The organism is Halorubrum sp. AS12 (genome assembly GCF_051122765.1).
GTDB classification, from domain to species: domain Archaea; phylum Halobacteriota; class Halobacteria; order Halobacteriales; family Haloferacaceae; genus Halorubrum; species Halorubrum trapanicum.
On record NZ_CP185385.1, the window covers coordinates 2,674,412 to 2,694,551 of the forward strand.

Sequence of the window (20,140 nt, forward strand, 5' to 3'; positions counted from 1 at the left end):
CCGATTCGGTCTGTGTTGCCATTGAATATCAGGTGAAACGGCGGGGTCGAGAGAGCTACCCGTCGAAGTACTCGCTGTAGATCTCCTCGTACGTTCCGTCGTCGCGGATCGCCTGAAGTGCGTCGTTGACTTCCCCTCTGAAGTCGTCGTCGTCCTGCCGGAACGCGATCCCGTACTCCTCGATGGTCAGGGTGAGGTACGACGGCGCGTCGTCGCGGTCTGCCGCGACCCCGTCGCCCTCGAGGAACACGACGCCGTCGTTCTCCGCGGCGAACGAGGCGCTCACGGTGTTGTCGTTGATGACCGCCGACACCTGGTTGTTGAGCAGCGCGTCGAACGCGCCGTTGATCTGGTCGTAGCTTTCGATCTGGAGTTCGCCGTCGAACTCCTCTTGGAGGTCCTCGGCGGCCGCCTCGCCGGTCGTTCCACGCTGGACGCCGACGGCCTCGCCCCGGAGGTCCTCGCGGGAGGTGATGTCGCCGTCCTCCAGCACGAGGACGGTCTGGTACGCGGTGAAGTACGGGTCGGAGAAGTCGACGCGCTCGGCCCGCGACTCGTTTATCGTCATCGCGCTCATGATGACGCGGAAGTTCGCGTTGTTCAGTGACGCGATGATCCCGTCGAAGGAGGTCTCCTGGAACTCGTAGTTCAGGTCGAGCTGCTCGCCGAACACGGCCTCGGCGATCTCGACGTCGAACCCGATGAGGTCGCCGGCCTCGTTCCGGTACTCGAAGGGAGCGTACGGGATGTCAGAGCCGATGGTGATCGTCTCACCGTCGTCGTCGCCGCCGCCGCCGATACAGCCGGCCGCTGCGGTCAGGCCGCCAGCGCCGACCGCGGTCAGGTACTGTCGCCGGTTCACTGAACTGCGTTCGTCCATACACCGTTGCTCGGTTGATCACGGTTTCAACGTTTCGACCGCAGGGGAGCAATATTTGCCACCCAACGGGGATCTAACAGGGTCGTTCCGGTGAAATCCCCGGTGAAGCGTCCGGCGAACGTGAAAAGTACCCTCGATGGAGTGATCAGTCGCCGCCGATCGGCACGCTCCCGTCGCGCATCTCGTCGGTCCCGCGGAGCGTCCACGCCGCGCCCGCGGCGAGCGCGAGCGCGACGCCCAGCGCGACGAGGTGGATCCGCTGCCACGTCGCGGTGTAGAGGACCAGATCCCGACCGAGCAGCAGCGTCCCGACGAGCGCGACCATCGATCCGGCCGCGAGCGCCCGGGCCGTACCCGCGGTGCCGCCGTCGAGACCGTCGTACTCCCCTCGAACCGCCTCCGTCGCGTACGCGACCGTCGCGACGAGACCGAGGTGACCGGCGAGCCCGGTCACGTAGAAGGCGGCCTGCGCAGGCGGCGCGTAGGTGAGTAACGGCACCGCCCGCGAGAAGACCGCGCTGGCGACGATGCCGGCGACGGCGATGCCCGCCGCCGCGCGGAGCAGCCGAGCGCTCCCGCGACCGCCGCCCCAGATGGTCGCCAGTCCGAGCAGCGTGAAGATGATCAGCGCCACGATCAGGTGCGCAGCGTGGGTCGATACCGTGTACCCGCCGGGGACGAGTCCGCCGAGGGTGACGGTGATCGCGCCGACGGTGATCTGAAGCGGAAGGATCGCAACCGCCAGCGTCGCGGCCAGCCGGGTCCGGCGCTCAAACCCGGTACCGAGCCAGGTCCACCCGGCGACCCCGACGATGAGGAAGCCGGTGACCATCGCCCACGCCCGGTGGAACCACTCGATGAAGTCGGGATTGATCGTCAGTGCCGGGATGAGCTGGTCGGAGCACAGCGGCCACTGGGCCTGACACGCCAGCCCGGAGCCGGTCGCCGCGGTGTAGACGCCGAGCGAGAAGAGGACGAGCGTCATCCCCGTCGTCGCCGCCGCGTATCGCCTGAACGTTAGCCACGCGGGCCGAAGACTCATTGGCCGATTTCGGACGCGCGCGCACTTAGACCGTTCGGCCGCTTTCTACGCCCGGGAAGCGCGCGGCCGCTCCCCGCGACCGGGCAGCCCGGCGTCGCGGTCCGCCGGCTTCCGAACGTTTTTGACTGACCAGTCAGTCAGTATCAGTAGGTACCGAATGGACGACACGGAACGACCGATCCCCGACTCCGCGCACAGCCCCCTCCGCGACCGCGACGACGCGACCCCTTCGGGGGTGAGCCACTGATGGGGCTTCGCGACTCGATAGATTCCCTGTTCAAGGGCGCCGACGAGCTGGACCTCACCTCGGGCGACATCGGGTGGCCGCTGTTCTTCCTCTCTTTACCGATCGTCGTCCAGAACCTCTTCCAGGTGCTGTACAACTTGGCCGACACCTTCTGGCTCGGCCGCTACAGCACCGAGGCGCTGTCCGCGATCACGTTCGCGTTCCCGATCGTCTTCCTGATGATCTCGCTGGCGCTGGGCGTCTCCGTCGCGGGGAGCGTCCTCGTCGCGCAACACACCGGGGCCGGTAACCCGGACCGCGCCGCCTACGCCGCCTCGCAGACGATGGCGTACGCCGCCGTCATCTCCGTCGTCCTCGGGGTGGTGGGATACGTCTTCGTCGACGAGGTCACCGCGCTTCTCGGGGTGAACGCGACCGTCGCGCCCCTCGTCGTCGAGTACATGCGCGTCTACGCGGTCGGCCTGTTCGCCGTCTTCGGCTTCGCGGTGTTCATGGCGCTGATGCGCGGCTACGGCGACACGGTGACCCCGATGTACGTCATGGCCGGCTCCGTGGTCCTCAACATCCTCCTCGACCCGATCTTCATCTTCGGGTTCGACGCGAACCCTCTCTTCGGGTTCCTCGGACTCGGCGGACTGGAGGCTGCGGCCCTCGACGCGACGGGCTTCACCGGCTGGGGGATCGCCGGTGCGGCGATCGCGACCGTCGGCTCTCGGGCGCTCGCGCTCCTCGTCGGGCTTCAGATCATGTTCCGCGGAGACCGGGGGGTCCAGATCCGGCTCTCGGAGATGGTCCCCGACCCCGAGTTCGGGAAGACCGTCCTCGGCATCGGCCTGCCGGCCTCCGCGGAGGGCGCGGCCCGGTCGGTGTCGATCACCGCGCTCCTCGTCGTGGTCGCGAACTTCCCGAACGCCGTCAGCGGGGCGTACGGCATCGGGACGCGGATCTTCTCGGTTATCTTCCTGCCGGCGCTCGCCGTCTCGCAGGGGATCGAGACGATGACCGGGCAGAACATCGGCGCCGGGGAACTGGACCGCGCCGCCGAGACGAACCACTTCGGCGCGCGCGCCATGCTCGTCCTGCTCACGGTCGGCGGCGGGATCATCGTCCTCGCCGCGCGGCCGATCGCCGGCGTCTTCTCCCCGGACCCGGCGGTGATCGACCACGCGACGACGTTCCTCCGCGTGAGCGGTCTCTCCTTCGGGTTCATCGGCGTCATGCGCGCGTACACCGGCGGCTTCCGCGGCGCCGGCCACACCATGATCGCGGCCGTCATCTCTCTCGTCACGCTCGGCTTCGTCCGCCTGCCGGTCGCGTGGGTCGCCGCCGGTTCGCTCGGCGCGATGGGGCTGTGGATCTCGTTCCCGATCTCGAACGTCGTCGGCGGGATCGTCGCGTACCTCTGGTTCAACCGCGACACCTGGCGCGAGGGGAACCTGACCGAGGAGGGACCGTCGGTCGAGGAGATCGGATCGAACGTCCCGTCGCCCGACAACGACTGAGCGCGGGCGTCGCGGGCGACACCTCCGAGACGATATCCCGCTTTCACCGGCTGACGGCGTTCAAAAGAGACCCGTTCGCTCTGGAACCGCTCCGGACCGCTATCCCGACAGCTCCCGCTTCGCCTTTCGCGCCCGCTCGGACATCTCTCCGTTGCCGTCGACGTCGGCGAGCGTCTCGATCGCCTCCAATTTCCGAACGGAGTCGTCGAGGAAGGAGAGCACGTCGCCGGTGTACGCGTACACCATGTAGTCGTCGGTCATCACGTCGACGATGGCCTGCGGACCCAACCCCTCGGCGCGCAGCTCGAGGACGTAGCGCATGAACTTCTCCTCGGGACAGCCGCAGTAGGGGTTTGCGTCGCAGTCGCAGTCGAGGAAGTCCTCGGCGAAGTCGAGGACCCGATCGCGAGTCGTCTCGTCGAGCTTCGAGAGGCCGTCGCCGGTGAAAAGCAGGTCGAGGGTGGCGCCGGCGAACGCACCCTTCGGGATGTTCGTCTCCAGCTGGGAGGCGAGCTGCCGGTGGTTCTTCACGTAGATCTTGTCGGTAAAGGCCACAGTTACGCCCTGATAGGCGGGCGCCCCTCAAAAGCGACGCGGTGATCGGAGAAGCAAGCGGCGTCTCGCCCGGCTGCCCCGCCTCGGACGCCACTCGATGCCACGCCCGTCCGGGAGTCGTAACCGTTATTTATCGAAGCGGGGTACTTGACGACGCGTGTCCGGGTTAGGGTAGTGGACTATCCTTCAGCCTTGTGGAGGCTGAGACGCGGGTTCGATTCTCGCACCCGGACCTTTTCCGACGAACGGAGTGAGGAGCGAAAAGTCCGGAAGGCGAAATTGAATCACGCGAGACGAGCGGAGCGAGTCTCGCCTCGGGTTCGATTCTCGCACCCGGACCTTCTCGCCGCGAGCAACGTTGTGAGCCGCGAGGCCGCGACGTTCGCGGAACGCGCTACCGCATCCCTTCGAGGATCTGTAGGTACCGGAACCCCGTCTCGCTGTAGTCCTTCGACGAAGCGCCCGCAGCGTCACGAAGCTCCTCGATCCGCTTCGTGTAGTCGTCGTTGATCACGAGTCGAACCGAGGGCTCGTGTTCCGTCTCGGTGCGTTCGACGACCTCGGCGAGTCCGTCGGTCTGGTGCCCCTCGCTGACGTACGGCGCCCACAGCTGTATCTCGGCGAGCGAGAGGTCGTCGAACACGACGTCGAGGTAGCCGACGACGCGCTCGAACTTCTCGGAGATTCGTTCGAGACTGTACTGGTAGCTGGCGTTCCCGTACTCGGCCCACTCGTCCGTCGACGGCGTTCCGGAGTACAGCTGGCCGTCGAGATGCGTGACGACCTCGCAGGCGAGGATACCCTGTCCCTCGGGGGTCGATTTGATGCCCAGCACGTCGAGCTCCGTCTGGTCGCCCCGCTCCATGGAGCGCTGGTTGTACGTCACGAGGTCACACCCCTCGATGACGCGGAGGTACGCCCCGACTAGCTGCTCTCCCGGCTGCGGCTGCGTCATCGCTCGCCACCTGAGTAGTCCCCGTATCGAAGCCGCCTGAGTCTCAATAGCACACGTGATCGGACCTCCGTTACGCGCTTTCTTCCGGCGTCGCGAAGCCGACGCCGCCGGCGAGGATCGCGCTGCCGGCGAGGACCGTCGCGCCGAGGACGACGAACCCGGGGTCCGGGCTCAGTCCGGCGATCCCCGCCGCCACGTCGACGACGAACACCGTGACGAAGAGGCTCAACACGGCGAACGCGAGCATCACGAACCCGCCGACCAATGCGCTGGCTACCGAACCGAACGCGTCGAGAATTCCCATGCCTTTCGTCCGTCGCCGGCTGGCCGTAAATAGGTGGGTGTGCGAGCGGGGTCGGTCGACGTCAGCGGGTTCACCCGAAGATACGCAGCAGTCCGAGCGTCCACCGCGCCAGTTCGGAGCAGACGAAGAGGACGCCCTCCGAGCGCGAGAGCCGCCGTCCGGACCACAGCGCCGCGACCATCACGACCGTGAGCACCGTCAGCCAGGCGAGCGTCTCGAGCGCCGCGCCGCCGACCGCGAGCGGCCGGAGGAGCGACGCGATCCCGAGGATTCCGAGCATGTTGAACACGTTGCTGCCGACGACGTTGCCCACGGACATCCCGACGTGGCCCTGCCGCATCGCGACGAGCGAGACGGCGAGCTCCGGCGTCGACGTCCCCGCCGCGACGATCGTTCCGCCGATCGCCCAGTCCGAGACGCCGGCCCCCCGGGCGAGCGTCGACGCGGCCTCGACCATGTAGTGCCCGCTGACCAAGACGAGCGCCAGTCCGCCGGCGAGCAGCAGCGCGTCGCGAGCGCGGTGCGAGAACCGCGCCGGGATCGCGCCCGTGACCCGGGAGTCGGCGTACTCGGTCTCGATCGAGTGCGCGGTGCGTTCGTCGCGGACGACGTAGGCCGTGTAGGCGACGAACGCGGCGACGAGGAGGGCGCCCTCGACCCGGGTCACCGTCCGGTCGAACAGGACCCAGAACCCGACCAGCGTCGACAGCACGAGCGCGCCCCCGTCTCGGTGGACCAGCGAGCGCTCGACCGGGATCACCCGCAGCAGCGACACCGCGCCGAGGATGAACGCGAGGTTGTAGGCGTTCGACCCGACGACGTTGCCGACGCCGATCTCGCCGAGCCCCGCGAGCGCGGCGTCGACGGACACGACGAGTTCCGGGGTCGAGGTCCCGATCGCGACGATCGTCAGGCCGATCGTAAGCTCGCTGATCCCGAACCGTCGGGCGATCCGGACCGTCGAGTCGACGAGCGCCCTGGCTCCGATCCACAGGCCAAGAACGGTCGCCACGATGATCGCGAACTGGGCGATCGGCGCTCCGGAAAGCATGTACGCGTCCGGACTCGAACGGCGGTATTAAAATTGATCCGCCGGACCGGTCCGATCTCCCCCGTAGCACCTGCGTACTTATATGTCGCTCGCGAATCCTATCCCTCGTTATGAACCGACGTGAGATGCCGTGAACCGACGCGGGCTGCTCCGGAAGGGCGTCGGAGTCGGCGCGATCGGTATCGCCGGAATCGCGGGATGTACGGAATCCGACGGCGGCGACGGGCCGGTCTTTGAGGAGGGGTTCGAGGACGGTCTCGGCGACTGGGAGACCGGCGCCGCGATCGGTCCTGAGGTCGATGTCGACGAGTTCGACTGGGAGGTCGACGTCTCCGAGACGGAGGCGGCCTCGGGAGACCGGTCGCTCCGAATCTGGAACCAGGGCGACTACGACGACGGCGTCACGTGGGCGGTTCGTCCGGTCCCGGTCGAGTCCGGGGGTTCGTACCGGATCGAGGTGAGCGGCCAGTTCTGGAGCGAGTCGGAGTCGTTCAACACGATCCGGCACGCGCTGATGCGGCTGGGTCCGGAGCCGCCGGAGACGGAGGAGGACTTCCCGCAGCCCGGACTCAACACGACCGACCTCGGGGAGACGCCGTACGGCGGGCTCCGCGACGCGCTGTGGCTCGCCGACGGCTGGCGCGAGTACGCCTTCGAGTGGACGACCCCGGAGCTGTCGACGGACACGCTGTACCTCGCCGTCGGTACCGCTGTGATCTGGGAGGCAGACGCGACGCACTACGTCGACGACCTCGCGGTGACCGTCGAGCCGCGATGAGCGGAGCGACCGAACCGGCGTCGAGCGCTTCCGACGCCCCTGACGGCCCCGACGCCGAAAGCGACACCGACACCGCCGACACGATGCGCGAGCGCGCAGGAGAGAACCGGCTGAAGCTCTGGCTGCTGTTGCGCGCGAACCGGGTCCTCGTCGCGGCGGTCCTGACGCTCGCTCTCTTCGCCGCGTTCGTCGCCGCGGCGGCCGTGTTCTCCCCGTCTCTCGCCGAGAAGGTCGGGTCGAGCGACCCGATCGAGACGCTGTTCGCTTCGATGATCACGGTGATCGTCACCGGGGCGACGCTCGTCGTCACGATCGGACAGCTCGTGCTCACGCAGGAGAACGGCCCGCTCGGCGACCAGCAGGAGCGCATGAACGACACGCTCTCGGTCCGGAGCTCCGTCGCGGAACTGACCGGCTCGCCGGTGCCGACGGACCCCGCGACGTTCCTCGACGCGATCCTCCGGAGCGCGTCGGACCGCGCCAGATCCCTCCGCGAATCGGTTCGTGAGCGCGACGCCGATCACAGCGGGTCGGACCGAGCCGCTCTCAGGTCGGATGTCGACGAGTTCGCCGCGGAGATCGCCGAAAACGCCGACACCGTGCGCGGCCAGCTCGACGGCGCCGAGTTCGGCTCATTCGACGTGGTGTTCGCCGCGCTCGACTTCGACTACAGCCCGAAGATCGGTCGGATCGAGCGTATCGTCGACGACCACGGCGACGCACTCAGCGACGACGAACGCGACCTACTCGCGGGGCTGCGGGAGTCGCTGTCGCTGTTCGGTCCCGCTCGCGAGCACGTCAAGACCCTGTACTTCCAGTGGGCGCTGATCGACCTCTCGCGACTGATTCTCTACGCCGCGATACCGGCGCTGGTCGTCGCGGGTCTCATGCTCACGGTCGTCGACGCCGGAACGTTTCCGGGGCGGACGCTCGGGATCGACCACGTGACGCTCGTCGTGGGGGCCGCGTTCGCGGTCACGCTGTTTCCCTTCACGCTCTTCGTCTCCTACGTCCTCCGGATCCTCACGCTGGCGAAGCGGACGCTCGCTATCGGCCCGCTGGTGTTGCGGGACTCCGAGTAGCCGATCGCAGGCGCTCTCGGATGCGCGGCGCTCTCGGACATGTCGGAATGTCGCCCGCGACACTAACGACCGGTCTCATCTCCGGCGGCGTGCCGCGTCGACCGGGAAACCCTCGTGGCGGGCGGTCGCCTGCGCGGCGACGGGCGGGTCGCGTCAGCGACCGGTGTGACGCGCCTGGGTTCTCCGCGCTGTCATCGCTCCCATCGGGGAGTACTCGGGCGGGGACTGATGGCGCGCGCTCGACGGTAGCCGCTCGGCGTGTTTAAAAGGTCCGTCCGCGGCGGTCAGTCGTCCTGCTCGACCCCGGCGACGACCACGCGCTCGCCGTCGTCCGTCTGCGGCTCCGAGACCGAGACGGGGTCGATCCCGCGACGCCCGGCGTCGAACTCGGAGAGGAGGTAGACGAGCGCCACGAGCGTCAGGACGCCGACCGGAAGCAACACGAACGGCGGGATTCCGAAGAATCCCCACACGAGCAGCAGCGCCACCGAGACCAGCCCGACGGTGACCGCGTAGTAGATCTGGGTGCGGACGTGGTCGATGAGGTCCGCGCCGGTGAACGTCGCGGACAGCACCGTCGTGTCGGAGATGGGCGAGCTGTGGTCCCCGAATATCGCCCCCGAGAAGATGACTCCGACCATGACCGCGACGAGGGTGTGGCCCTCCGCGCCGCCCCCGGTGACCTCCCAGGCGATGGGGACCGCGATGGGTGTCATGATCCCCATCGTCCCCCACGAGGTCCCGGTAGAGAAGGCGATGAAGCCGGCGACGACCATCACGAGCGCCGGGAGGACGGGCTGGGGGACCGTCCCGACCGTCGCCTCGGCGACGTACTGGCCCGTCTCCAGCGCGGAGATGACCTCGCCGATCCCCCACGCCAACACGAGGATGGAGACCGCGGTGAGCATGATCCCGAACCCGTCGACCGTGTATTCCGTCGCGTCGCCGAACCCGAAGACTCGGTAGACCTTTCCGAGCACGAACCCGGACAGCACCATGCCGAACGCGCCGATCATCAGGGCGGTCGCGAAGTCGGCGCCGATGACGGCGTCCCAGAGGCGGGCGCCCGCGCTCCCGAACTCGGCCGCGAGGAAGTCGGACAGGAAGCCCGTCGGCGCGAAGCCGCCCGACCAGAACGCGGTCGCGACCGTGACGGCGATCAGGACGGCGACCGGCGCGAAGAAGTTGATCAGCCGCGGCGTCGACGCCGGCGGCTCGCCCAGTTCGCCGGCCACGTCCTGCATCGGGTCCGCCCCCTCGCGGGTGACCTGCCCGGTCGTCCACGACCGGTGTTCGGCCGTCAGCATCTCGCCGTAGTCGCGGCCCCACAGCACAACGATGGCGACCATCGCGATCGCGAGGATCGCGTACATGTTGAACGGGATAGAGGAGAGGAACACCTCGAAGGTGCTCGGTCGGTTCGCTTCGGCGACCCCTGCCTCCGCGTACCCCTCGTCGATCAGCGACAGCTGGAACGCGACCCACGAGGAGATGCCGAGCGTGGCGACAGGTGCGGCGGTCGAGTCGACGATGTACGAGAGCTTCTCGCGGGAGATCCGGAGCTTGTCGGAGACGTCCTTCATCGCGGAGCCGACGATGGCGGTGTTGGCGTAGTCGTCGAAGAAGAGGACGAGTCCGAGGGCCCACGCCGCCAGTCCCGCCTTGCGCTGCGTGTCGAGGCGTTCGATCGCCCAGTCGCGGATCGCGTAGGTCCCGCCGAGGTTCCACACCATGGCCACGCCGGAGCCGAGCAGCAGCGTGAACACGAGGATCGTCGCCTGGAACCCGTCGTCGGCGATGATCGCCGCGACGATCCAGTCGAACGTCTGGACGATCCCGAGCCCACCCGTGTAGATCACGGCGCCGGACCAGATGCCGAGGAACAGCGAGAGGATCGCCTTGCGGGTGACGATCGCCAGCGCGATGGCGAGCAGCGGCGGGACGACCGAGAGTACGCCGAACTCGGACATAGTGTGGTAATACCACGCAACCCTATTTATAATGTGTCGCCTCCCGGAGCCGAACGCGCGACTGCGGCGGGATCGGGCCGACCCGTGGGTGTAACGTCGACCGTGACCGGCGGTATCGACGCCTATCCGAACGCACTTACGTCCCTGCCACGGACCCACGCGCAATGTCAGTCCGAGTCGGCATCCTCGGCGCGACGGGCGCCGTGGGCCAGCGGTTCATCCAGTTGCTCGACGACCACCCGACCTTCGACCTCGCAGCGGTCACCGCGAGCGCGGAGAGCGCGGGGAAGACCTACCGCGAGGCGGCCAAGTGGCGCGTCGACACGCCCATCCCGGAGAGCGTCGCCGAGATGGAGGTCGCGGAGACGACGCCCGCGGGGATCGCGGACGACGACGTGGACCTCCTCTTCTCCTCGCTGCCCTCCGGTGTCGCCGCCGAGGTCGAACCGGCGTTCTTAGCGGAGGGGTACGTCGTCTCCTCGAACTCCTCGAACGACCGCATGGCGGCGGACGTGCCGCTCACCATCCCCGAGATCAACCCCGACCACCTCGATCTCATCGAGGTCCAGCGCGACGAGCGCGGCTGGGACGGTGCCCTCGTGAAGAACCCGAACTGCTCGACGATCACGATGGTGCCGACGCTCGCCGCTATCGACGAGTTCGGCCTCGAAAGCGTCCGCGTCTCGACGCTTCAGGCCGTCTCGGGCGCCGGCTACTCCGGCGTCACCTCGATGGAGATCATCGACAACGCCATCCCGCACATCGGCGGCGAGGAGGACAAGATGGAGACGGAGTCGCGCAAGCTGCTCGGCGAGTTCGACGGCGCCGAGGTCGCGCTCCACGACGCCGACGTGGCAGCCTCCTGTAACCGGATCCCCACGCTCGACGGCCACCTGGAGAACGTCTTCGCCGAGTTCGCCGCGGACCCCTCGCCCGAGGATCTCCGCGAGGCGATGCGCTCGTTCGAGGGCGCCGGCGACCTCCCCAGCTCGCCCGACCAGCTGATCAAGGTGTTCGGCGACGACGAGCCGGAGCGCCCCCAGCCCCGCCTCGACCGCACGTACGCCGACGGGATGGGGATCGTCGCCGGCGGCGTCCAGTCCACGGACGCCGGCGCGAAGTACAACTGCCTCGCGCACAACACCATCCGCGGCGCGGCCGGCGCCTCCCTGCTCAACGGCGAACTGCTCGTCGAGGAGGGGTACGTCTAAGGCACGGATTCGGCCGCAAACGTCGTTTCCACCGACCGCGGCTTCTTTTAAATAATCGGTAGTGACCGGACCGCGGATCGGAATTCTGATCTTTCCCAGTGGCGCGCGCCTCCGAGTGGCCGCCTCTGGCGGCCACGAGGAGCACGTGCGAGGTCGCCGGCGCTACGCGCCGGCTGCCAGAGGGACCTTCGGTCCCTCGCTGGAGTCGGGCGGCCTCCGCTTCGCTCCGGCCGCCCGACGAGGCTGGGGAGGCGTGAGGTGCGGTTGCGGTGCGGGGTGGGACTCGAAGGGGCAGCCGCGAGGCGGGCGCAGACGACGCAAGCACCGCAGGGAGGGAGCAACGCGAGCGACCGAGGAGCGCAGCGAGTGTGCGCCCGCCTCGCGGCTGGGGCTTCGGTGGTGTTCGTGTCGATCAGTGATTTAAAAGGCTCACCGTCGTCCGGCCGAGAAGCTGGGACCCCGACAGTGTCCGCCGCCGCTCCGCTGTCATCCGTTTATCAATAACCGGTCGCCGAGGCAGCGATATCCACCCCCACGCCCGACCCGCTCGCGTATTACTTCCCTTCGAACTCCGGCTCGCCGTCGCCCATGAACGCCGTGACCCCCTCCATGAGGTCGTCGGTGTTCATCACGTGGCCGAATCCCATCGACTCGACCTCCAGTCCGGCCTCGTTGTCGGTCCGACCGGCGTGGATCGCGCGCTTCGTGTACTTCTGTGCGATCGGCGGGCCGCCCGCCAGCTGCTCGGCCAGCTCCCGCGCACGGTCGTCGAGCTCGTCGTCCGGGACGACCTCGTTGACGAAGTCGTAGTCGGCCATCGTCTCGGCGTCGTAGCGGTCGGCGGTGAGGATGATCTCCTTCGCGCGCCCCTCGCCGACGATCCGGGCGAGCCGCTGCGTGCCGCCCCACCCCGGGAGCAGGCCGAGGTCGAGTTCGGGCTGGCCCAGCTCGGAGCGCTCGGAGGCGATCCGCATGTCCGCGGCGGTCGCCAGCTCCATCCCGCCGCCGAGGCAGTAGCCGTCGATAGCGGCGACGACGGGCTTGTCGGACTCCTCCAGCTTGCCGAACGTCTGTTGGCCCTGTCGGGAGAGCTCGACGGCGTGGATCGGGTCCGCGCCGCCGGCGGCCATGCTCTGGACGTCCGCGCCCGCGGAGAAGGCGCGGTCGCCGGCGCCCGAGAGCAGGATCGCCCGCACGTCGTCGTCGGCGTCCAGTCGATCGATCGCGTCGGCGAGCTCGTCGAGCACCTCGCCGCTGATCGTGTTCATCCGGTGCGGGCGGTCGATCTCGACGTGGCCGACGCGCTCGTCGACCTCGACGTTCAGCACCTCGTAGTCGGCGCCGCCCTCGGCGTCGCCCGCGTCGTCCGCGCCGCTCGCGTCGCCGCCGCGGAACCCGCCGGATTTTGCGGCCTCGCGCAGGTAGTCGGTCGCCTCGTAGCGCGCCTCGCCGGTCTCCTCGGCGAGGGTGTCGAGCGTCTCGACTAAGCTGTCGAGTCCCTCGGCGTCGGCCAGCTTCGCCGGGCCGTCGGGGAAGCCGGCGCCGAGCTTGACCGCCTCGTCGATGTCGTCGACGTCGGCCACGTCGTTGCCGATCAGCCCGGCCGTCTCGTTGGCCATCACCGCGAGCAGGCGGCGCCGGACGTCAGCGTCGATCGCGTCGCTCGGGATCTGGGCGCCGTCGCCGTCCTCGTAGTCGTAAAACCCCTTGCCGGTCTTCTTGCCGAGGTTCTCCGCCTCGACCTTCTCACCGAGCAGCGGACAGGGGCGGTAGGCGTCGCCGAGCACCTCGTGCATGTACTCCAGCACGTGGTAGCCCACGTCGATGCCGACCTGGTCGGCGAGTTCGAACGACCCCATCGGGAGACCCATGTCGAACTTCGTCGTGGAGTCGACCGTCTCGATGTCCGCGTCGCCGGACTCGACGATCCACGCCGCCTCGTTCATCAGGGGAACGAGGATGCGGTTGACGATGAAGCCGGGGCTGTCCTTCCGGACGCGGACGGGGGTCTTCCCCATCGACTCCGCCAGTCCCTCGATCAGGTCGAGCGTCTCGTCGCTCGTGTGTTTCCCGGAGATGACCTCGACGAGGTCCATCCGCACCGGCGGGTTGAAGAAGTGGATCCCGCAGAAGCGCTCGGGGCGGTCGGTGACCTCCGACAGTTCGGTGATAGAGAGGCTGGAGGTGTTGGTGACGAAGACGGCCTCCTCGGGCGCGTGCTCGACGACCTCGTCGTACACGTCCTTCTTGATCGGCATCTTCTCGGGGACGACCTCGACGACGACGTCGGCGCCGTCGAGCGCGGCTTCGAGGTCGACGAACGCCTCGACGCGGTCGAGCGCCGCGTCCGCCTCGTCGTCACCGATCCGGTCCTTCTCCGCGAGCTTGCCGAGCGACCACTCGATCTGGTCGTACCCCTCTTGGACGAGTTCGTCGTTGATGTCGCGGAGCGACACGTCGTAGCCGGCGAGCGCGGCCACTTCCGCGATCCCGTGTCCCATGTTTCCGGCGCCGAGCACCGTCACGCGCTGGACGTCTTCGAGCTGCGATACCTGAGGGTCGGAACCGTCATGGTTGAACGTTTCCATCTTCCAAACCCAAAACGCGCGGTGAGTTTATTCGGGCGGCTGGGAGGGAGAGGAGGCAGGTCGGAAGGGAACCGAACGTACTCGTGCGTGCGGTCCCGTCGATTCTGTATGGACGACGGAGTCGACGGCGCGAACGCGTCGGTCACCGAAGTGCTTCGAGAGGACCCGACGATGGCGGCGCTGATCGACCGACACGGTCCGCTCGACGTCGCGCCCGCGGACGACGAGTTCGGTCGCCTCTGTACCTCGATCGTGAACCAGCAGCTCTCGACAGCCTCCGCGGCGGCCATCCGCGAGCGGTTCGTGGACGTGCTGGGCGGCAAGCCGACGCCCGACCGCGTCCTCGACGCAGACGAGTCGGCCCTGCGCGAGGCCGGACTCAGCGGCACGAAGGTCGAGTACCTGCGGAACGTCGCCGCGGCCTTCCGCGACGACGAGCGTGACTTCACCCGGGAGGGGCTGGCGGACCTGAGCGACGAGGCGGTCGTCGACGCGCTCACCGAGATTCACGGGGTCGGCGCGTGGACCGCGCGGATGTACCTCATCTTCGCGCTCGGCCGCGAGGACGTGCTGCCGCTGGGCGACCTCGCGGTGCGGAAGGGGATCGAGCAGACCTACAACGACGACGAGGAGCTGTCGCGCGCGGAGATGCGCGAGATCGGCGAGGCGTGGCGGCCGTACCGGAGCTACGGGACGCGGTACATCTGGGCCGAGTACGAGTCGTAGCCCGGCGGCGGCTCGGCGTCAGTCGAGGACGACGTGGTCCGGATCGCACGACCGACAGAGCCGCGATATCTCGCCCGGCACTTTGAGAAACCGCCCCCCACATCGGATACACGACCGCTCCCGGTCGCGGTCCACGACGTTCCCGCCCGCCGCGCCGAAGGACGCTCCCGGCCTGCGGCCCGGGCAGTCATCGCAGATGCGACGTGACGGTTCCCGCCGGTTCGGTGAACCGTTCGTGGCACCGAATACAGGTTCGAGTTCGTTCGAGCGTGACGGCGTTCATGCGCGCTGAGCGGTGTCGACCGAGTTATCGGTTTCGAGTCGTCGGATCCCCTTCGCGTTCGGACGCCGGCGACCGGTCGTCGCCCGCCGTGTCCTCGCGGTACAGCCGGAGGATATCTTCGAGCAGGACGGCGTGCCGGTCGCCCGGGACGTACTGGTGGTCGATGAAGTCCTCGGCGTCGCTGAACTTCCCGCGGAGCGCGAGCTTCCGCACGAACGCGACGGACTCGAAGAACGGCGGCCCGTCCGTGTCGCGGTCGCCGCCGAGTTCCCGCTCCGCGTCCGGGATCACCTCCGCCTCGATCGCCTCGTAGTCGATCGTCTCCGGCTCGTACTCGTCGAGCGTCCGGGAGAGCACGTAGTCGGCCGAGAAGCGGTAGAACTCCGACTTGCTCTCGAACTGCCCGTCGTCGACGAGCGATTTGATCTCCTCGACCACCGGTTCCGGAAACCGAACCGTGCTCTTCACCATATGCCGTGCCATTGACACCCTCGGTCTTATATCTTCGTTACGCGGTCTCAGCGTTCGCCCCGGTGACGAGAGGCCGGCGTCACTCCTCCTCTTCCAGTATTTCCCCCGTCTCGTCGCGCTCCGCCTCGTCGGTGTCCGCGCGCCGCCGGACGTCGACCCGGTAGTCGGTGAGGATGTCGCGGCCGAGGAGGAGCGGGTACTCCATGTGTCCACGGTCCTCGACGCTCGCGGTGACCGTGTGCTGGTTCCCGCCGATGCCGATGACGAGGTCGACGACGGGGCGGGCCTTCCCGCCCTTCACGCTGCCCGACTTGACGCGCGTCATGCTCTTGATCGGGCCGGCGCCGATCTCGGCGGCCAGCTGGGTGTCGATGCTCGTCCGGGTCGCGCCCGTGTCCGACTTCGCGAGCGCCTGCGTGGAGCCGGAGGTGCCGGTGACGACGACCTCCTCGATGTAGCCGATGTCGGGCTGCTCCGTTGAGGTCGGCTTCGGCGCCGGCGCGCAGGAGGGCCGCGAGTCATCGAGCGCGGCGGCGACGCGCTCGACCGCGTCGTCGTCCACCTCGCCGCCGACCGTCTCGATCGCGAGCCTCGCGATGTACGGCGCGGGGCTGGTGCCGGTCGCCTCGAAGAGGCCTTTGAACCCCGCGGTGGGGTTCACCTCCAGCACGTACCAGCCGTCGTACCCCTCGACGAGGTCGACGCCGGCGTAGTCCAGCCCCATCACCTCGGCCGCGTAGAGGGCGGTGTCGGCCGCCTCCTCGGGCATGTCGTCGGTGGCGTCCTCGACCGCGCCGCCGAGCGCGACGTTGGTGCGCCAGTCGCCCTCGGGCGCGTAGCGGTACATCGAGCCGACGATCTCGTCGCCGACGACGTACACCCGGAGGTCGCGGTGCTTCTCGTCGTCGCGGTCGATGAGCTGCTGGAGGAACGCCTGTCGATTGCCCACCTTCGGGTTCACACGCTCCGTGAGGTCGACCTTCCACGTCCCGCCGCCGTGGGTACCGATCGCGGTCTTGTACACCCCCACGTCGCCGAACCGCTCCCGGTCCTCGTTGAGGCGGTCGTTCGACAGCGCGAGCAGCGCGTCCGGTACGCGGATGTTCCAGTCGGCGAGCGTCGCGGCCGTGGCGAACTTGTGGATCGACGCCAGCACCGCGTTCGGCTTGTTCAACATCGGTCGAATGCGCTCGAACGTCGCCGCCAGCCCCAGCAGCTCCGCGGGCTGGTCGGTGTTCGACACGAGCAGGCGGTTCGCGATCACGTCGACCGCGGGTTCGACCGACACGTCGCCATCCTCGACGCTGACCGCGGCGTTCTCCTCGCGGAGCCACACCGGCTCGTGGCCGAGGTCCTCGACCGCGTTGCAGATCGCCTTCGTCTCCTTGCTGTTGTGTAGCGACAGCACTCCCACCCGAACCGAGTCCGAACTCATACGCGTCCCTGCGTGGGCCGAGATAAAAGACGCGCCGATCGGTTCGACGGCTATCGCCTCCGAACCGCCGTGCCGCCCCCGAACCGTCGGGTCGCCATATATATACCCGCCGCCGTGTTCCGCTCCGGCATGAGCGACGACCGGGCGTTCACGTACAACGGCGGGGCTGTACCGCCCGGCGAGACGCAGAACATCCGCTACGGGATCAGCGAGACGTACCTGGGCGACCCGGTGCGGATCCCGGTCACCATCGTCAACGGCGAGCGCGACGGGCCGACCGCGTACCTCACCGCCGCCGCCCACGGCGACGAACTCAACGGGATCGAGGTCGTCCGCGAGGTCGCCCACGAGTGGGACCTCTCGGCGCTTTCGGGCACCCTGGTCTGTCTCCCCGTCCTCAACGTCCCCGGCTTCCTCGCCCAGCAGCGCTACCTCCCCGTCTACGACCGCGACCTGAACCGGTCGTTCCCCGGGAAACGCGGATCGACCAGTTCGAAGCGGATGGCCCACCAGATCTACACGAACTTCATCGCGCCGTGCGACTTCGGACTCGACTTCCACACCTCCACCCGCGGGCGGACGAACATGCTCCACGTCCGGGCCGACATGACCGACGAGGAGGTCTACCGCCTCGCGATGGCGTTCGGCTCGAAGGTTGTCATCGACAGCGACGGCCCGGGCGGCACCCTCCGCGGCGAGGCCACCGACGACGGCATCCCGACGATCACGATCGAGATGGGCGAGGCCCACCGGTTCCAGCGCCCGCTGATCGACGACGCGCTCGCCGGTGTCCGCTCCGTCTTCGCGGAGTACGGTCTCTTGGAGACTACGGTTCGCTGGCCCGGCTGGCGCACGATCGTCGCCGGCGCGGGCGAGAAGACGTGGCTGCGCGCCGACTCCGGCGGTATCGTCGACACCCACTTCGAGAGCGGGTCGCTCGTCCGCGAAGGCGAGCGCATCGCGACGATCACCAACCCGTTCAAGGAGGACGCGGTCGCGATCGAGGCGCCCTTCACCGGTCTCCTGATCGGTCTCTTGGAGAACCCGGTCGTCTACCCCGGCAACCCGCTGTGTCACCTCGTCGAGATCGACGAGTCGACCCGGCGGGCGATCGAGGCGGGCGACGCCCCCGAGCCGGTCGGACAGCCGACGCCGACGGTCTCGGAGTAGGGCGGACTCGTCAGTCCCCGCCGAGTCGCCCCCGAAGCCCGACTGCGGCGCCGGCGACGACCGCGAGGAAGCCAACGAGGAACGCGACGGGCTGGAGCAGCGTCCGCTGCGCGACGACGGCGCCCGGCTCGCGCTCGACGGTTCGGGTCCAGAACTCGTACCGCTCGCCGTCGTACTCGACGATCAGCAGTCCGTCGCCGAGCGTCGGCTCTGTCGGGTACGGCAGCGAGTCGACGCGCTCGGCCGGGTCCTCGACGCCGAAGCCGCCCTCCGGGGCGTCGCGAGCGCGGTCGAACGCCGCCCGCGCGTCGGGGGCCAGGTCGGCGTACGCGACGACCGCGTCCGACGCGTTCGACCCGTTCCCCTCGCCGGTCGCGGGGGACTCGAAGCCGGCGACCGACCCCTCGGTCACCGGCTGGACCGTGTGGGTGTACGCGGGGTCCGGCTCCCCGACCGTGACGGGGAGGAACAGGGGGTTCGCCATCAGGAGGACGCCGAGCGCGACGAGTCCGGCGGCCGCGAGCGGGGTGCGCATGGCTCGGGGTTTGTCGGGCCGGGAGTTGAGCCTTTCCGACTTGACGTGGATTTATAAGTTGAATTGGTCGTCTCTGTTGGCTGTTTATAAGTGAATAACGGCTCTCCGGTGAGTTCTTCCAACGTCCCAGTCGCTTACTTATAAATAGTCAACTGTGGACCAACAGAGAACACCACCAAAGCCCCAGCTGCTCGCTTATAAACTGTTGCTGGGCGGATCGGCGACGAACATCTCCAAAGCCCCAGTCGCGAGGGCGGCGCACGCTCGCTGTGCTCCTCGCTCGCGCTGCTCGCTGCGGTGCTTACTTCGCCTGCGCCGCCCTCGCGACTGCCCCTTTGAGTCCCGCCCCGCCCAGCACAGCACCGCAGCCTCACACCTCCCCAGCCTCGTCGCTGGCGCGGCGCTCCTCGCGCCCGCTGGGCGCTCGGAGGCACGCGCCACCGCACCGTTCTTTATAAGATATTGTCGCCGCCGCTGACGAATGTTTAAATACCACATCGTTTCCGCTGGTCCGATTCACAGACTCCCGTATCGGTCTTGTCGCCCCTATCGCCCGATCGTCCCCTGTCGCGTCACGGGCGCGTCGGGGTCGACGAGGAACGCCACGACGGTCGCGCCCTCGTCGCCCGCAGTCACGGTCGGCGGCGCGCCGTCGCCGGTCCACAGGACGCTCTCCGTCTCGTCGAGGTCGACGCCGTCGACATCGACTGCGCCCTCGAAGACGTACACGTAGGCGTCGCGTCCCTCGATATCGGGAAGCGTCGCGCCCGCGTCCGCGTCGAGGCGAACGTCGTAGCAGTCGACCGCGTTGCGCACGGTGAAGGGGTGGTCGGATCCCGCGGGCGCGAACACGCGACGCCACTCGTTCGGCTCGGGGTCCGGGAGCGGCCCGTGCTGGATGCCGGGTTCCAGACCCACCTCCTGCGGGCGGACGAAGATCTGGAGCATCCGGAGCGGCGGGTCGTCCGCGAGCGTCTCCTCGGCGTGCCAGAACCCTGCGCCCGCGTTCATCACGAGGAGGTGTTCCGAGTCGGTGACCAGCTCGTTGCCCTCGCGGTCGTCGTGGCGCATCACGCCGGCGGGCACCCACGAGACGATCTCCTCGTCGCGGTGCTGGTGCGATCCGGATCAGCGTGCCGGGGTCCATGAACGACTCGACGACCGTCGAGAGGGGGCCGTACCCGTGGTCGTCGCCGTCCGGCAGGTTCCGGCCCGGGAAGTTGAAGCGAGTGCGGAACTTCCCCTGGTCCTGAAAGACCTCGGAGCGAGGCGCGGGAAAGAGGTTGTCGTCGGTCGCGGCGGCGGTGTGTTCCATTGCCCTATGTAGGTGCGCGCCGGCAAAAAGGCGCCCGGTG

Annotated in this window: 17 protein-coding genes, 1 tRNA gene and 1 pseudogene; 7 read left to right on the top strand and 12 right to left on the bottom strand. The window is 68.4% G+C overall.

What is annotated here, in order from left to right; genetic code table 11:
• Positions 1–55: 55 nt before the first annotated feature.
• Positions 56–880: a basic amino acid ABC transporter substrate-binding protein gene (locus tag ACODNG_RS13650; RefSeq protein WP_434521744.1), complete on the bottom strand. Its 825-nt coding sequence runs from the start codon at positions 878–880 to the stop codon at positions 56–58.
• 145 nt (positions 881–1,025) lie between these two features.
• Complete coding sequence (locus ACODNG_RS13655) at positions 1,026–1,922, bottom strand: COX15/CtaA family protein (protein WP_434521745.1); 897 nt, start codon at positions 1,920–1,922, stop codon at positions 1,026–1,028.
• 246 nt (positions 1,923–2,168) lie between these two features.
• Here ACODNG_RS13655 and ACODNG_RS13660 point away from each other — a divergent pair, with 246 nt between their 5' ends.
• The gene (locus tag ACODNG_RS13660) at positions 2,169–3,671 is read left to right on the top strand and encodes an MATE family efflux transporter (protein WP_434521746.1); all 1,503 of its coding nucleotides are present in this window, start codon (positions 2,169–2,171) and stop codon (positions 3,669–3,671) included.
• Between the two features lie 99 nt (positions 3,672–3,770).
• On the opposite strand, the gene ACODNG_RS13665 is transcribed toward ACODNG_RS13660, so the two are convergent.
• The gene (locus tag ACODNG_RS13665; RefSeq protein ID WP_209544572.1) at positions 3,771–4,226 is read right to left on the bottom strand and encodes a DUF5814 domain-containing protein; all 456 of its coding nucleotides are present in this window, start codon (positions 4,224–4,226) and stop codon (positions 3,771–3,773) included.
• A 160-nt stretch (positions 4,227–4,386) separates the two neighbouring features.
• On the opposite strand from ACODNG_RS13665, the gene ACODNG_RS13670 reads away from it, so the two are divergent.
• Positions 4,387–4,459, top strand: a tRNA-His gene (locus tag ACODNG_RS13670).
• A gap of 161 nt (positions 4,460–4,620) precedes the next feature.
• Here ACODNG_RS13670 and ACODNG_RS13675 read toward each other — a convergent pair.
• The 3 genes from ACODNG_RS13675 to ACODNG_RS13685 form a co-directional block, all read right to left on the bottom strand.
• Positions 4,621–5,181 (bottom strand): hypothetical protein, encoded by a 561-nt coding sequence (locus tag ACODNG_RS13675; RefSeq protein WP_434521747.1) that lies wholly within the window; start codon positions 5,179–5,181, stop codon positions 4,621–4,623.
• A 70-nt stretch (positions 5,182–5,251) separates the two neighbouring features.
• Positions 5,252–5,485, bottom strand: coding sequence for a hypothetical protein (locus tag ACODNG_RS13680; protein WP_209544566.1), 234 nt, complete (start codon positions 5,483–5,485; stop codon positions 5,252–5,254).
• A gap of 70 nt (positions 5,486–5,555) precedes the next feature.
• The gene (locus ACODNG_RS13685; protein WP_434521748.1) at positions 5,556–6,536 is read right to left on the bottom strand and encodes a calcium/sodium antiporter; all 981 of its coding nucleotides are present in this window, start codon (positions 6,534–6,536) and stop codon (positions 5,556–5,558) included.
• A gap of 130 nt (positions 6,537–6,666) precedes the next feature.
• Between ACODNG_RS13685 and ACODNG_RS13690 the strand changes: the two genes are divergently transcribed.
• Positions 6,667–7,314 (top strand): hypothetical protein, encoded by a 648-nt coding sequence (locus ACODNG_RS13690; RefSeq protein WP_434521749.1) that lies wholly within the window; start codon positions 6,667–6,669, stop codon positions 7,312–7,314.
• Positions 7,311–8,396, top strand: a complete 1,086-nt coding sequence (locus ACODNG_RS13695) for a hypothetical protein (RefSeq protein ID WP_434521750.1) — start codon at positions 7,311–7,313, stop codon at positions 8,394–8,396. The genes ACODNG_RS13690 and ACODNG_RS13695 overlap by 4 nt, the downstream gene beginning before the upstream one ends.
• 284 nt (positions 8,397–8,680) lie before the next feature.
• Here the strand turns inward: ACODNG_RS13695 and ACODNG_RS13700 are convergent, their stop codons facing one another.
• Positions 8,681–10,366, bottom strand: coding sequence for a Na+/H+ antiporter NhaC family protein (locus ACODNG_RS13700; protein WP_434521751.1), 1,686 nt, complete (start codon positions 10,364–10,366; stop codon positions 8,681–8,683).
• 164 nt (positions 10,367–10,530) lie between these two features.
• On the opposite strand from ACODNG_RS13700, the gene asd reads away from it, so the two are divergent.
• Positions 10,531–11,577 carry an aspartate-semialdehyde dehydrogenase gene (gene asd, locus ACODNG_RS13705; RefSeq protein WP_434521752.1) on the top strand — a complete coding sequence of 349 codons (1,047 nt, stop codon included), beginning with the start codon at positions 10,531–10,533 and terminating at the stop codon, positions 11,575–11,577.
• A gap of 554 nt (positions 11,578–12,131) precedes the next feature.
• Here the strand turns inward: asd and ACODNG_RS13710 are convergent.
• Complete coding sequence (locus ACODNG_RS13710) at positions 12,132–14,165, bottom strand: 3-hydroxyacyl-CoA dehydrogenase NAD-binding domain-containing protein (protein WP_434521753.1); 2,034 nt, start codon at positions 14,163–14,165, stop codon at positions 12,132–12,134.
• A gap of 108 nt (positions 14,166–14,273) precedes the next feature.
• Here ACODNG_RS13710 and ACODNG_RS13715 point away from each other — a divergent pair, with 108 nt between their 5' ends.
• Positions 14,274–14,891 (top strand): DNA-3-methyladenine glycosylase family protein, encoded by a 618-nt coding sequence (locus ACODNG_RS13715; RefSeq protein WP_434521754.1) that lies wholly within the window; start codon positions 14,274–14,276, stop codon positions 14,889–14,891.
• A 307-nt stretch (positions 14,892–15,198) separates the two neighbouring features.
• Here the strand turns inward: ACODNG_RS13715 and ACODNG_RS13720 are convergent, their stop codons facing one another.
• Both ACODNG_RS13720 and ACODNG_RS13725 read right to left on the bottom strand, forming a co-directional pair.
• The gene (locus tag ACODNG_RS13720) at positions 15,199–15,645 is read right to left on the bottom strand and encodes a hypothetical protein (protein WP_434521755.1); all 447 of its coding nucleotides are present in this window, start codon (positions 15,643–15,645) and stop codon (positions 15,199–15,201) included.
• A 79-nt stretch (positions 15,646–15,724) separates the two neighbouring features.
• Entirely contained in the window at positions 15,725–17,080 is a 1,356-nt protein-coding gene (locus ACODNG_RS13725) for a RimK/LysX family protein (protein WP_434521756.1), read from the bottom strand.
• Between the two features lie 129 nt (positions 17,081–17,209).
• Here ACODNG_RS13725 and ACODNG_RS13730 point away from each other — a divergent pair, with 129 nt between their 5' ends.
• Positions 17,210–18,250, top strand: coding sequence for a succinylglutamate desuccinylase/aspartoacylase family protein (locus ACODNG_RS13730; RefSeq protein ID WP_434521757.1), 1,041 nt, complete (start codon positions 17,210–17,212; stop codon positions 18,248–18,250).
• 10 nt (positions 18,251–18,260) lie between these two features.
• On the opposite strand, the gene ACODNG_RS13735 is transcribed toward ACODNG_RS13730, so the two are convergent.
• Complete coding sequence (locus ACODNG_RS13735; RefSeq protein ID WP_434521758.1) at positions 18,261–18,785, bottom strand: hypothetical protein; 525 nt, start codon at positions 18,783–18,785, stop codon at positions 18,261–18,263.
• A gap of 546 nt (positions 18,786–19,331) precedes the next feature.
• Positions 19,332–20,100 (bottom strand): annotated as a pseudogene (locus ACODNG_RS13740) (pirin family protein).
• Positions 20,101–20,140: the final 40 nt, after the last annotated feature.